General features: G+C 56.9%; 16 protein-coding genes. 12 read left to right on the plus strand and 4 right to left on the minus strand.

The annotated features are described in order from the left end of the window. Nucleotides 1-160: 160 nt before the first annotated feature. Nucleotides 161-751 (plus strand): helix-turn-helix domain-containing protein, encoded by a 591-nt coding sequence (locus ACVBAU_RS18485; protein WP_448329807.1) that lies wholly within the window; start codon nt 161-163, stop codon nt 749-751. Then, on the plus strand, nt 744-1,976 hold the full coding sequence (locus tag ACVBAU_RS18490) for a type II toxin-antitoxin system HipA family toxin (protein ID WP_448329808.1): 1,233 nt from the start codon (nt 744-746) through the stop codon (nt 1,974-1,976). The genes ACVBAU_RS18485 and ACVBAU_RS18490 overlap by 8 nt, the downstream gene beginning before the upstream one ends. Before the next feature lie 17 nt (nt 1,977-1,993). Here the strand turns inward: ACVBAU_RS18490 and ACVBAU_RS18495 are convergent, their stop codons facing one another. Together ACVBAU_RS18495 and ACVBAU_RS18500 are read right to left on the minus strand one after the other, a co-directional pair. Further along, nucleotides 1,994-3,289 carry a TrkH family potassium uptake protein gene (locus tag ACVBAU_RS18495; protein WP_448329809.1) on the minus strand — a complete coding sequence of 432 codons (1,296 nt, stop codon included), beginning with the start codon at nt 3,287-3,289 and terminating at the stop codon, nt 1,994-1,996. A gap of 50 nt (nt 3,290-3,339) precedes the next feature. Continuing rightward, nucleotides 3,340-4,017: a potassium channel family protein gene (locus ACVBAU_RS18500; protein ID WP_448329810.1), complete on the minus strand. Its 678-nt coding sequence runs from the start codon at nt 4,015-4,017 to the stop codon at nt 3,340-3,342. 359 nt (nt 4,018-4,376) lie between these two features. Between ACVBAU_RS18500 and ACVBAU_RS18505 the strand changes: the two genes are divergently transcribed. The 9 genes from ACVBAU_RS18505 (at nt 4,377) to ACVBAU_RS18545 (ending at nt 12,441) form a co-directional block, all read left to right on the plus strand. Then, nucleotides 4,377-5,108 carry a universal stress protein gene (locus tag ACVBAU_RS18505; RefSeq protein ID WP_448329611.1) on the plus strand — a complete coding sequence of 244 codons (732 nt, stop codon included), beginning with the start codon at nt 4,377-4,379 and terminating at the stop codon, nt 5,106-5,108. A 126-nt stretch (nt 5,109-5,234) separates the two neighbouring features. Continuing rightward, on the plus strand, nt 5,235-5,417 hold the full coding sequence (locus ACVBAU_RS18510) for a hypothetical protein (protein ID WP_448329613.1): 183 nt from the start codon (nt 5,235-5,237) through the stop codon (nt 5,415-5,417). Nucleotides 5,418-5,745: 328 nt separating this feature from the next. Beyond that, a complete protein-coding gene (locus ACVBAU_RS18515; RefSeq protein ID WP_237272876.1) occupies nt 5,746-6,582 on the plus strand; it encodes a LysR family transcriptional regulator in 837 nt (278 codons plus the stop codon). 185 nt (nt 6,583-6,767) lie between these two features. Beyond that, the gene (locus tag ACVBAU_RS18520) at nt 6,768-7,436 is read left to right on the plus strand and encodes a DUF4286 family protein (protein WP_237272877.1); all 669 of its coding nucleotides are present in this window, start codon (nt 6,768-6,770) and stop codon (nt 7,434-7,436) included. A 69-nt stretch (nt 7,437-7,505) separates the two neighbouring features. Further along, nucleotides 7,506-8,465, plus strand: coding sequence for a TRAP transporter substrate-binding protein (locus tag ACVBAU_RS18525; RefSeq protein WP_448329615.1), 960 nt, complete (start codon nt 7,506-7,508; stop codon nt 8,463-8,465). Between the two features lie 97 nt (nt 8,466-8,562). Beyond that, nucleotides 8,563-9,072, plus strand: a complete 510-nt coding sequence (locus ACVBAU_RS18530; protein ID WP_237272879.1) for a TRAP transporter small permease — start codon at nt 8,563-8,565, stop codon at nt 9,070-9,072. Between the two features lie 2 nt (nt 9,073-9,074). Continuing rightward, complete coding sequence (locus ACVBAU_RS18535) at nt 9,075-10,373, plus strand: TRAP transporter large permease (protein WP_448329617.1); 1,299 nt, start codon at nt 9,075-9,077, stop codon at nt 10,371-10,373. Nucleotides 10,374-10,384: 11 nt separating this feature from the next. After that, complete coding sequence (locus tag ACVBAU_RS18540) at nt 10,385-11,590, plus strand: amidase family protein (RefSeq protein ID WP_448329619.1); 1,206 nt, start codon at nt 10,385-10,387, stop codon at nt 11,588-11,590. Further along, nucleotides 11,587-12,441, plus strand: coding sequence for a hypothetical protein (locus tag ACVBAU_RS18545; protein WP_448329621.1), 855 nt, complete (start codon nt 11,587-11,589; stop codon nt 12,439-12,441). Before ACVBAU_RS18540 ends, ACVBAU_RS18545 begins: the two co-directional genes overlap by 4 nt. Before the next feature lie 38 nt (nt 12,442-12,479). Here ACVBAU_RS18545 and ACVBAU_RS18550 read toward each other — a convergent pair whose 3' ends face one another. Further along, entirely contained in the window at nt 12,480-12,686 is a 207-nt protein-coding gene (locus tag ACVBAU_RS18550) for a hypothetical protein (protein ID WP_335755029.1), read from the minus strand. 203 nt (nt 12,687-12,889) lie between these two features. Between ACVBAU_RS18550 and ACVBAU_RS18555 the strand changes: the two genes are divergently transcribed. Beyond that, entirely contained in the window at nt 12,890-13,069 is a 180-nt protein-coding gene (locus tag ACVBAU_RS18555; RefSeq protein WP_448329623.1) for a hypothetical protein, read from the plus strand. 23 nt (nt 13,070-13,092) lie between these two features. Here the strand turns inward: ACVBAU_RS18555 and ACVBAU_RS18560 are convergent, their stop codons facing one another. After that, nucleotides 13,093-13,503, minus strand: coding sequence for an ACT domain-containing protein (locus ACVBAU_RS18560; RefSeq protein WP_448329625.1), 411 nt, complete (start codon nt 13,501-13,503; stop codon nt 13,093-13,095). Between the last annotated feature and the right edge of the window lie 135 nt (nt 13,504-13,638).

Here is a 13,638-nt window from a genome sequence, read left to right on the forward strand (position 1 = left end):
CAGGGTGCCTCTTGGCTTGGCTAGTCGCATACTGATGTGACAAAATATATCATGGCCGTATATGTATACACTTTAATAGATCATAACTTGATGATCCGTGCCTCACATGATACATCAAAGCAGATCAACAGGTTTGTTTGATGTCTAGGAATATATCAAGATGAGCTATGAGAGCGAGAAGTTAGCGGCGACACTGAAGGCTGCGCGCGAGAATAAAGGGCTTAGCCAGCGCGCGTTGGGTGCCCGTGCAGGCGTGCCGCAGTCGCACATCTCCAAGATCGAGAGCGGCGCGGTCAATCTCACCATCTCGAGCCTGACCGCCATCGCCAACGCACTCGATCTGGAACTGGCGCTTGTGCCGCACAAAGCAGCGCCCGCCGTCAGAACGATCACCCGGAGCGTAAGCGACGCGCCGAAGGTCACGCCGGAAGTGCACAAAGAGATTGCACGGCTTGCCAAGCAGCTTGAGCATATCCAGTCGCTCAAGATCGATAGTCCCGCCGTCGAAAACCTGCAGCGGCAGTTTCGAGAGATCCGACAGTTTGGAAATCTGATCCGGAATACTGACACATTGCGCAGCATCCATGAGGCCCTCAAGGCCGTAGATGGCGCGGGTGGCGTGGCAGCACTGCAGGAGGCAGAAAGGCACATGAATAGTTTGCGCAACACGCTGGCTCAGGGGGTGGCTCACGAGGATCGAGCGCGCGCGCCGCGTCCGGCCTATCGCCTTGATAAAGATAGCGATGAATAGTCTCTCCGTTCTCGATGTGAACCTGTATGGCAAGCCGATCGGCACGCTCACCAATGTCGGCGGCGATCGCACCTTCTTCGCCTTCACTGACGCGTACATCGAAAACCCTGACAGGCCGACCCTCGGCCTCGCCTTCAAGGAAGAATTCGGGGAGCTTTATACGGACTTCAGGCCCTATCAAAAGCGCGTCATGCCTTTTTTCTCTAATCTTCTACCCGAAGGTCATCTGCGCAAATATCTGGCTGAACAAGCGGGCGTAAATCCCGAACGTGAATTCTATCTACTTTGGGCACTTGGCCGTGACTTGCCCGGCGCAATCACAATAACCCCTTCCGATGGTGAAGCCTGGCCGCCGGATGCTGACGGGGGTGCCGGCAACCATGGCGATAATCACCGCGAAAACGCGCTGCGCTTCTCGCTGGCAGGTGTTCAGCTGAAGTTTTCCGCCGTGATGGAAGCAAGCGGCGGACTGACCATCCCCGCCTCTGGCGTCGGGGGCTCTTGGATCGTCAAGCTTCCCTCTCGCGAATTCTCAGGTGTCCCTGAAAATGAATTCTCGATGATGAAGCTGGCTAGCCTTATCGGGATGAACGTGCCTGCAATTGATCTGGTCAGTGTAGATGCAATCAAGAACCTGCCCGAAGGCATCGATAAGATCGGCAAACATGCCTTTGTGATTGAGCGCTTTGACCGGCTCTCCGACGGATCGCGCGTGCATATCGAGGATTTCGCACAGGTCTATGGGCTCTATCCCGAGGACAAGTACGGCAATGGCACATTCCGGAACATCGCTCAGGTGATCGCCGCTGAAGGGAATGATGCGGACATCATCGAATATGTCCGGCGTCTGACCTTTAACATGCTGATCGGCAACGCTGATATGCACATGAAGAACTGGTCGTTGATCTATCCGGACAGGCGGCATGTATCGCTGGCACCGGCTTACGACTTTGTGGCGACCGTTCCCTACATTCCGGGCGATGCGACCAACATGAAGATCAGCCGCGCAAAAGTTTTCTCGGCGTTCTCGTTGGATGAGCTGTCACATCTCGCGGTGAAAGCGGCCATACCGAAAAAGATGGCGATTGATGCGGCTAAAGAGACCGTTCAGCTTTTTCGGGAGCATTGGGATGCAGAAGCGCCAAACTTGCCGATGAGCGATGAAGTCAGATCAGCCGTAGAGACCCACATGAAGACAGTGCCAATCTTGGAAGAGCTTTCATAGATCAAGCGGTTCCTGACTCACCCCAGATAGATCTGTCCCGCCGGATACTTCACCTTCGGAACGCTCCTTGTGGCGAAGAAGAAGCCGATCGCCAGTGGCCCGACCCGGCCCACAAACATGATCGTCATGATGATGCCGCGCCCGATGCCATCCAACTCGCTGGTAATTCCCCGCGACAGGCCGACCGTTCCAAAAGCGGATGTAACCTCAAAGGCAATGTCAGTGAACTGACCGTCATGGTTGATCGTCATCACGAAAACCCCTGTCAGGATGAGCAGCATCGAAATGGTGGTGAGTGCCAAGACCTTCATAACTTCGTCCAGCCCCAAGGACCGACCGAAAGCATGCAAGGTGGTTTGACGCCGGAAGAATGCGATCGTCGCAAGCAGCAGGACGAAGAGCGTCGTAACCTTGATACCACCCGCAGTGGAGGTACTGCCGCCGCCCACCAGCATCAGCGTCATGGTCAACAAAGACGTGCTATCATGCATCCCGCCGGTATTGATCGTGTTAAAGCCGGCGGTGCGCGGCGTGGTGCCTTGAAACCAACTTGCCCACAGTTTTTCAACAACATTTAGGGGGCCGAGCGTCTCGGGGTTTTGCCATTCCAGCAGGCCGAACATGAAACTGCCCCAAGTGATCAGAAGTGCGGTGCCCACAAGCATCAGCTTAGAATGCAGGGTCAGTTTGCGCCAATTCCGCGTACGGTACACGTCGCCGACCACGATAAACCCAAGCCCGCCGAGAATGAAAAGCGCAGGGATCACCAAATTGACAATCGGGTTTCCGACCCATTGCGAAAGACTGTCGGGATGCAGGGCAAATCCGGCATTGTTAAAGGCTGAGATCGAGTGGAAAACCGCTTGCCACAGCCCTGCCCAGCCAAATTCGGGGACAAAGACCAAGGCCAGGAGGGCAGCACCCACAGCCTCACAGGCAACGGCAATAATCAGGATCATCCGGGCGATGTAAGACAGGTTCGACAGCGATGTCTGGTTCAGGTCCTCGCGCAGGATCAGCCGTTGCGGCATGCCAATGGGGATGCCAAGCGCGCCCAGCAACAGTACCGCAAAGGTCATGAGGCCGAGACCGCCAAGCTGGATCAGCGTCGCAATGACTGCTTGACCAAAGCCCGTGAAAGTCGCCCCGGTATCAAAGAGCACCAGCCCTGTGACGGTTACCGCAGACGTCGAGGTGAATAGCGCTTCGCCCAGACCTATGTCACCGTGATGCGAGATCGGCATCCACAGCAGGACCGCGCCCAGAATGATAAACGCCATGTAATAAAGCGACAAAAGCGCTGGCGGCGGCATCCCCAGGGTCTTTTTCCGCCTGAAGAGCACCCGAAACGACGTCGCCATTGTCAAAGGCTGGCCGCAAAGCTGTGCAGGTCTTTCCGCTGGCCCAACAGTAAAAGAAGATCATCGCGTTGCAATTGACATTCGTCACCATCCTGACCGATGAACTCGCTCCCCCGCATGACGCCGATGCAGCGCAGATTATAGGTTTTCCCATGCGGCAATTCGGTCAGGCGCCGGCCCTCAAGGCCCTCGGGGATGCGAAAATTCACTACATGGTAACCGTTCCCAAGGCTGACATAATCCCGCAAAAGCGGATTGTGCAGAATTTGCGCGATATGCTGACCGATCTCGACCTCTGGATGCACGATTCTGTCCACACCGAGCTTTTTTAAGATCCGGTGATGGGTTCTGGTCGTGGCCTTGGCCCACACAACCTGAACGCCCACGAGCTTGAGGTTCATCGCCGACAGGATACTGGCCTCCAGATCCGAGCCCATCGCAACCACGGCGGTATCACAGTCGCCAAAGCCCGCATCGCGCAGTGCAGCATCATCGCGCGCATCTACGATCATGGCTTGCGACAGGGCATCTGCAAGGCTGGCAACGCGCGTTTCGGAGATGTCGATGCCGATGACGTGGTTGCCAAAACGTTGCAATTCCTTCGCAACAGAGCTTCCGAAGTTGCCCAAACCAACGACACCAAAGGTGCGTTTTTTGATCTTCGTCACGTTACTGTCCATTCAAACTGACTGCCTCGGAACATTGCCGCAACGTAGAATGAAGTCAATATGGGCTAGAAGCTGTCAGTCGTTGGACCTGCACGTTTTGCTGAGCGTGCTCAGTCACGCATTCAGTTCGGAATCGAGAGGCAGACCCGTGCTATTTGCCACTGACATTGATTTTTCCCTTTGTTTCTTGTATGAATAAACAGACGGACTGAGAAAACCTGCATGAAACTGGGTTTGAAGCGAGTGCTGGAACATGATGTCCAAGCCGCCCGCAGGGTCCAAATAGACTAACCCGAACAGGGTGGTCGCAACCCACATCATTCAGTCACTTATTGCCGATTGCTTTTCAATCGCAGTAAAGAAAGTGCACCATGACCAGTTATGCGAAAGTAAGAGTATCAAACCCCTCGCGCTACTTTGAAACTCCGGATCATGTCCTAAGCGACGTAAGGCTCGGCCACGATGACAAGGTGAAAATTCTAAAGGCGATGGCTGACGATGCCGGTCAAAAGCGGGAAGCGACGTCTGAAGGCATGGCCAGATCAACGCCATCCTGCAACGCGGCGGATTTACAGTCTGCACTTGTTCATCTCGAAAACGTCAAAGATGTCGAAGGCGTAGAGACCACAAACGTCCAAGCAGCGCGCTTCCAACGCATCATGGTCGTCACTACAGTTGATCAGAATCTCAACTACGAAATTGCCGGCGTCGCCTTTGATATGGCCGAGAGTATGGGCGGCAAGGTCGCCTTGCTCAATGTTGTCCCGTCCGCGTTCGACGGGGCGGGACTGGCGGCGGCAGGACCAATGGTCACCGCAGTTCCCTTTTCCGCGAGTGACGATGCGCAAATCATCGAAGATCGCCGCGATCAGCTCGAAGAGCTAAAGATCGCCTGCGGATCAAGTGTCGAAACCGATATCGAGGTACGTAGCGGCCAGATCGAGGAGGTCATCGTCGCTTATGCCGATGAGTTTGACGCCGATCTGATCGTTGTCGGTTCCCCAAACCGATCTTGGCTCGAAACATTTCTCGACACCTCGGTCGCCCGCAAGGTTACGAGATCGGCACTTTGTCCGGTTCTGGTCGTACCTGAACCAGCATAACCTTTCATCCCACTTCATCTGTCAAAAGCACTTCGCCGCAAAGCCGTCCGGTTCTGCGGCCAGAGCGATGACCGGCCGGTTGGCTACGTCACGACATCGCTACATAAATATTCAAGGAGACCCCTCATGGCCAAACTGCTTAAAACGACCGTCTTTAGCTCCGACACTTCCCCGAAAGAAACGTCACTGGATAAGACCACGCGCATTATGCGGCGTATTACTCAGGACGAGGCAGAAGTACGTCATCAGAAGACAGCCCGACTTCGCAAAGCCCGGTTTAAAAGCGAAGCCAACTCGTCGGACAGTTAATTCAAAAGCTGACATTCGTAGACTGCACAGTATTTGGAACGATAGGCTCACAGCCTTCATTTGCTGCGTCTGCGCGACTAAAAGAACGGGTCGATGGCCAAGCGGCCGCTTTCTGCGAAATGCCAAATTTGGCCCGATCGCGCTGTATGAAAGTGTTTTCAACACATCCGCCATTGGTGCCAAGCAACACGCAGTTTATGCCACTGCTACTTGCGGACAGGTGACTTTAACGTTGGTTTGCCCTACCCTCGTCCTTCGCGACCATACAATATAATCGAGGGTCTTAGTGAACACGCGCTTTTTAGAAACTTTTGTCACGGTCGCCAACTTGGGAAGTTTCCGGGCGGCAGCTGAGCAGTTGAATGTCAGCCAAGCAACGGTGTCCAGCCGGATTTCGTCTCTGGAGACGGACCTTCAGGTAGATCTGTTTGACCGTGAATTCCACGCGACACGGATCACGGTGGCTGGGGCAATGATCCTCGACAAAGCGCAGGACATGCTGGCGACGGAACGTAATTTGCGTAACACCCTGTCCGATCCTACCACCGCTGCGGGGCGGGTGCGTCTGGGGCTGGTGTCTTCGGTCGTGCATACCTGGCTGTGTGACCTGATCGAAGAGGTGGCGCGCAGCTATCCCCGACTGGAGCTAGAACTGACGGTCGAGCCCACACCAAACATCGCCACTGCCTTTGAACGCGGTGCTTTGGATATGTTGCTGACGACAGAGGATCGTCACGATGAAACCTGTGTCAGCGCGGATTTGCCGCCGCTGGCTATGGGCTGGTTCGGCCCTGAGGGGATGCGCCACGAAAAACTGTCCCTCGCCGATGTTGTCACCAGCCCGCTGATCACATTTACCCGCAATTCGCGGCCTCACGCCAATGTTCTTGCGCTTTTTAGCGACCGCGGTCTGCGCCCTTCGATTGTGCATTGTATCACCTCGATGGCAGCGATTGCCCGGCTGACACAGCGCGGACTTGGGATTGCGACCTTGCCACTGGCCTGCGATTTGGCGGGGCCGGGCATTTACGAGCTTGATGTTGATGCGAAACTACCGCCTCTGCCCTTGTATTGCATCTGGCGGCGAAGCTCCGATGTGGCAACTTACAAGGCAATCGCCGATCTGGCGCGGGCCTGCGCAGAGCGCCATCAACAACAAACTTGATGCAGCCAGAAATGGTATGATCGGAAAACCCTATCACCCCCCCCTGAATAATCCCGTTTGCCCATAGACCCAATCTTGGCGACTGTGGCGCAACAACAATCGACAGAGCTTGACCGCAGATCAACGGAGGTAGGCCGTGCCCCGCCACGTGACGAGATGGCTTTGTCCAGGGATTAGGATGCATAATGAGCAATATCCGTACGACAGATCAGGCACAGCTTTTCGTCTGGAGCGATATCGACCCCGATCACGAGGCCGATTTCAATCAGTGGTATGACCGTGAACATATGGAAGAGCGCGTTCGCATTCCCGGCTTCACCGGTGCACGGCGCTATCGTGCGGTATCGGGCTCTGCACGCCGCTACCTTGCGCTATACCGCGCCACCAGCCTCGCCGACTTTACCTCTGATGTTTACCGTAAGGCCTTTACCAAACAGACCCAGTGGTCGATCACCAACTTCGGGCGGATGTCCAACACGCGCCGTCGGGTGATGCATGTCGCCCAAGAGGGCGGCTTTGGCTGGGGCGGTGCGCTGGTTCTGATTGAACTGGTGCCGGATGCAATGGATACCACTGCCGTTGGCGAAGTGCTGAGCGAGTTGATGGCCGAAGAAGGCGTGCTGCGTGTGCACCACATGATCCCCGACGAAACCCTTTCTACCCCGCTGCCGTCTGAGACCACCGAGGGGCGCGTGCTGGCACCCTGCATCGCCGTGGATGTAACGTCGGAGCCGATTGCCGAAGCGACCCTGCGCCAATTGACCGAAAAGCTCGGTGGTGCAGTGCGCGAGGCCGAAACCTTCCGCCTGATGTGGTCACTGGACGAAAATGACCTGCCCGCACTCGAAGACTGAGACATCTACCCTGTTCTGCGAACACGACAGGACAGGGACAACAAACCACCCAACAAGGAGATACCTCATATGAAACACCTTCTCATCGGTACTGCGATCGCAGCCCTCACAGCCGGTCTGGCACATGCCGAAACCTGGAAGATGTCAGCTGACGCGCCAGATGGAAATTATCTGACCAAGAACATCCGCGCCTTCGCCGATGATGTGGCCCGCCTGTCGGATGGCGCACTGGAAATTGACGTTGTGTCAAATTCGGTACTGCTCAAGCGCCCCGAACTAAAGCGCGGCGTCCAGCGCGGTATCGTTCCCATTGGCGAAGTCCTGATTTCGGCGCTTGGCAACGAAGACGCTGTTTACTCTGCTGACGCTGTACCGCTTCTAGCGACGACATTCGACGAGGCCCGCACCCTTTGGGAGGCGTCCCGTCCTATATACGAAGAAAAGCTGGCAGAAGACGGGCTCGTCTTGTTGTTCGCCGCACCTTGGCCGCCACAGGGCGTTTACATGAACCAACAGGTGACCGACGCATCCTCCTTCGAGGGTGTCAAATTCCGCGCCTATAACCCGTCGACCGCGCGTCTGGCCGAGCTTTTGGGCGCCGTTCCGGCCACCATTGCCACCGCTGAAATCAGCCAAGCTTTCTCGACCGGTGTCATCAACGGCATGATCACGTCGCCTTCGACGGGTGTAGACAGCCAAGCGTGGGATTTCGTGTCGCATTACTATGACGTTCAGGCCTTCCTGCCCAAGAACATGGTGATCGTGAACAAAGGTGCCTACGACGGCTTGTCGGAAGAAGTGAAAACCGCGCTGCAGGAAGCGGCTGAACTCGCGGAAACCCGTGGCTTTGAAATGGCCGAAGTGGCCACCGGCGAAGCAACCGACACAATGGCAGACAATGGTATGAACGTCCTGCCGACGCCCGAAGGGCTGGCCAGCGACTTTGAAACTATTGCCGCGACAATGCGTGCGGAATGGCTGGAACAAGCGGGCGAAGACGGTCAGAAGATCGTCGATGCTTTGAACTGATCCTAGCAGGCCCGGGCAGTCAAACGCCCGGGCCTATTTTGCAAACAGGTAGGGGTGTCCGCACCCTGCCCCCTCTCTTTATCCGGAGCCCGCCGCCATGATGCTGACCCGCCATCTTTTCAATTTTTGCGGAGCCTTGGCCGCGCTGTCCCTGCTGGGGATCGCGGTCTTGATCTTGTCGCAGATTGGCCTTCGATTGATGGGAAGCCAAATCCCGTCGGCCGATGATTTCGCGGCATGGGGGCTCAGTGCGTCGATCTTCCTTGCCCTACCTGCCACGTTGATACGGGGTGATCATATTCGCGTCACATCACTGCGGCAGCTGATGCCGGATGGACTGGGTCATATCGCTGACATTCTGGCGGCAGCCTTTGCCACCGCGATGATGGGCTGGGTCGCTTGGGCGATCTTTGGCTACGTCCAAGAAAGCTGGACCTATAACGAAGTCAGCCAAGGCGTAGTCGCTGTCCCGCTTTGGTTGCCACAATCTGCAATGGTGCTGGGTTCGGTGCTTTTTGCACTGGCTTTTGCCGAACGTACGCTGCGCCTGATCCTTGGGTTGCCAGTTGAAAGCGATGATACCAACGAACAAGGTCGGGGCGAGTAATCATGGATATTTTTCTGCAATCGGCCGTTCTGGTCGTTACCTTGCTTTTGCTTTTGGGGCTGGGGGTTTGGGTTGGCGTAGCGCTCATGGCGTCGGGCGTGGTCATCTTCATGATGTTCACCTCAACGCCGGTCGATGCGATCCTCGGTACCACCATGTGGGCCCATTCCGCCAGCTGGACGCTGACAGCGTTGCCGCTGTTCATCTGGATGGGTGAAATTCTCTATCGTACACGTCTGGCCGAAGACCTGTTTTCCGGCCTCGCCCCTTGGGTCGGTCGACTGCCCGGCGGTTTGGCGCATGTGAACGTTGTGGGCTGCGGGATATTTGCCGCTGTGTCGGGATCATCGGCGGCCACCACCGCTACCGTGGGCCGCATTTCCCTGCCCGAGCTAAAATCGCGCGGCTATGCCGACCGGCTGGCCATTGGCTCCTTGGCCGGATCGGGTACGCTTGGCCTCTTGATCCCGCCGTCCATCGTGATGATCGTCTATGGTGTCGCGGCCCAAGTGTCCGTGAACCGCCTGTTTATCGCGGGCGTGATCCCGGGGCTCATGCTCATGGCGCTGTTTTCGGGCTATATCGCAATCTGGGCAAAGATGAACCCCGACGGCGTTCCTGCCCCCGAACCACGCATGCCGTTGGCTGAACGTCTGCGCCGCCTGCGGATGTTGTTGCCGGTGGTCGGGTTAATTTTCGGGGTCATCGGGTCGATCTATGCTGGCGTGGCCACCGCAACCGAAGCGGCCGCCATCGGCGTCGCCGGCGCACTGATTATCGCGGCTTTTGGGCGTTCACTGAACGCCGAGACCTTCATATCCTCATTGCTGGGTGCCACCCGGACCTCTGCCATGATCGGGTTGATCCTGCTTGGCGCAGCCTTCCTGACTTCGGCGATGAGCTTTTCCGGTCTGCCCGGGCAACTGGCGGAAATTATCTCTGCCAGCGGGTTGGGCGCACCGGGGTTGATTGCGGTGCTCACCGTATTCTTCATTCTCCTTGGTTGTTTTCTTGACGGGATTTCTATCGTGGTGCTGACGACCTCGGTTGTCATGCCCGCCGTGGCCGCCGTGGGGATCGATCCTGTTTGGTTTGGTATCTATCTGATCATCGTTGTCGAGATGGCGCAGATCACGCCGCCACTGGGGTTCAACCTGTTCGTGATTCAGAACCTGACCGGCAAGTCGATCTTTGAAATTACCCGCATGATCGTCCCCTATTTTATGATCTTGGTGCTGGCCGTGATCCTGCTGACGGCATTCCCCGGCATCGCGACATGGCTTGTAGAGCAAACGATTTAAAGGACGATTTGATGACACATACTTCCCAATCCCTACTCGACGCAGCCCGCGCGCTCGCAGCCGCGCCCGATTTCACTCGTACCTTCGATGATCCGGTCGATGGCGAAGGACCGCTGTCAGGGCTGAATGTGGCGGTCAAAGACCTGTTCGACGTGCGCGGCCAAGTCGCCCATGCAGGATCATTGGTACGTAAGGGCATCGCGCCCGCCGCCAAGGACGCCGTCGCGGTCTCTCGGTTACGCAACGCCGGGGCGGGGCTCATCGGTCACGCCAATATGACCGAGTTTGCCTACTCCGGCCTCGGTCTGAACCCACACTACGGCACCCCCCTCACCCCGTTGCGGGAAGGCTGTATCGCGGGCGGGTCGACCTCGGGCGGTGCCTCTGCCGTGGCACGGGGTGTGGCAGATATCGCGCTTGGGACAGATACGGGCGGCTCCGCACGTATTCCGGCCGCTTTTTGCGGGCTATTCGGGTTTAAAGCAACGGCGCAGACGATCTCCCGCGAGGGGGCTGTGCCGCTATCGCATTCGCTTGATAGCGTAGGCGTGCTGACGCGAGACGTGGGGCTGCTTCGTCCCGTGCTGAACGTACTGCGCGACCGTCCTATTTCTCCCTCTGCCACACCGCGCGCTGTCATCGTGCCGGAAAACTTCGGTATGGACGATTTGGACGCCGAGGTTGCAGACGCCTTCGAGGCCGCTCTTGATGCGCTTCAGGTATCCGGAGTCAGCGTACGTCGACAGACACTGGATTTCTTCGATGACTATCGTGCCCTGCCCGTTTGGCATTTTTCAGCAGTGGAATCCCGCGCCCATCACGGAGCCCATTTCGACACGGCCCGCGAAACGCTTGATCCGCGTGTGGCCTCGCGTATGGCACGCGCCGATGGTGTCACCGCTATCGATTTTGCCCGCACAATAGCCGCGCGCGAAGCCCTGATCGCACGGGCCGCGCGCCTGTTCAGTGACACGCCAGTAGCCCTGCCAAGCGTGGCCATCATGCCACCAAAGCTTGATGATCTGCGCGACGATGCCACCTATGACCGCATCAATCTGCTCGCGCTCCGCAACACCAGCCTTGCGAATGTTATCGACGGCTGTTCGGTCAGTATGCCGATCGCCAGCCATCCCGGTGCCGGCCTGATGTTAACCGCCGCTGCGGGTCGGGATGCTATGTTGCTCAATATGGCTGAAACGTTACAGGGTGCGCCATGAGCGAAACGGCCGAGCGGCCCTCTGCCTATGTGGCCTTAGGTCCGCAGCGCTACCGCGTGACCCATGTCAGCAGTCCAATGCTGTCAGGTATCTCTGATGTCGCGGCGTTGGGCGACAGGATCGTGGTCCTCAGACGGCAAGCGCCCGAACTGGTCATGCTTGGATTGGACGGCACCTTACTTGGCGAAAGCGCAGACCTACCCCATTTCGTATGCGGTCACGGCCTGCGGGCGATTGGCATAGGGCAATTAGCTGCGACGGATATGGACGGCCACAAGATCGTGCTGTTTGACGAGCGTATGCAGGAAACGGCCCGAATGGACTGCGGCGAGCATCCCGGCTTGGCCCGGCCTTTCAATCATCCCTGTGATTGCACGCGTGGTCCGAATGGGCGCTATTATGTCGCTGACGGATATGGAAACAGCACGGTTCATATCTTTGATCCAGACATGCGCCACCTCAAGACCTTTGGACGCCCCGGGACTGAGGCAGGCGCATTCTCGACGCCGCATAGTCTATTGTTCGACAGTCAAGGCAGGCTGTGCGTGGCAGACCGTGAAAACAACCGTGTACAACTGTTTGACCCCGAGGGCACATGGCTGGGTCAAATCGAAGGCCTTTACAAACCAATGGCGCTCGCTTTGTCTCCCAATGGCCTCCTGCTCGTCACTGACCAGACCCCCCGGCTGTCTGCCTATGCCCCAGATGGCCAGTTGGTTGGACGCTGTCGCACCTTTTCGACCTATGGGCATGGTTTAGCTGTTCAAAACGATGGAACCATCGTGATCGCAGAAATGAATCCGGATCGTGTGACCCTTCTCGTCCCGGTGCCCAATGCAGGCGCATGTTAAGCGTCCTGCGGGGTTCAACCGAAGCCTGATGAGTGAACCTACGTTATTCCGAGGCAGGCAAAATGGTAGAGGGTGTCCACGCTGTCCACTTCGAGCCAACCAACGCGAATGTTCACATCAAAACCATCGTTGATAGGGTCTATCTTTTGATCCGAGAAGGCCAACGACAGGGCGACCTGCGGATGAAGGTGTGCGAACTTGGCGATGACCGTCGATAGCGATGAGGACGACATGAACGCAGGCATCGACACCCTCAGGCACCCACCGGTTCCAGTGACAGCGCGTTGAGTTCAATCAATCCGCTTTCAGCACGTCGGTTACACACGCATAGAAACTGCGCCCTTCATTGCTGAGCGCGATCTTGCGGGTCGTGCGATAAAGCAGCGTCGCGCCGAGGAAAACTTCGATTTCTTAAGCGGTTTCGCTCTCCCGCGAAGGCACCCCACCTATGGCTTTCGCCGCTGCACGAAGTGAGCTTTCGTCGACTACCCGCGCGAAGATGGCCAAAGCGGGCGAGATCCACCCAGTGGTCGCCGAAACCTATCCGCTGCGCGATCTGCACGCGGCGCAATTGGCATTCCTGGAAAAGTCGCACATGGGTAAGATCGGAGTGGCGATCTCGGGCTGACCGTGGCAGGCGAAGCAGTGGCGTTATTTGGCTTGAGATTGAAGGCGCGCCAAGACGTCCATCGCCTTCGATGCCTTGTCCGACGGTACAAACACATGGTCGTGATGGTACGCGGCGATCATGTTGCAGGGAATGCCGGCCTCCCCCAATGCGTTTGATACGGCGGCCGTAAGCCCGACCCCTTGCAGAGAGGAATACACATTAAGTGTTATGCACCGCATGGGGTGCGCCGCATCGAAACCGGCTTCTTCAGCTACGTCGGCAGGAACAAGCAACGACATCCCTTCGGCTTCCTTGAACGTCGATATCGCTTGGGATGAGAGTGCATTGAAGCATGCGGGGTCATCCGTTGTGATAAACACGAAAACGCCCGGTGTCAGTGTTGGGGTCATACCTGCGATCATATCGTGGGCTGTATGGGCAACTTCGGGCATTTTGCTCTTTCCATCGAGTGTCATTCGGGCTGTATCTGACGTCCTCAGCCGCAGTAAGTCGAGGCAATCTTTTTGAAGGCTGCACGTTTGCTTTGGCGTTTGGCCGACGGGTTTCGATGCGTCGCTTCGTTGATT

It is taken from the genome of Sulfitobacter sp. M13, assembly GCF_053474885.1.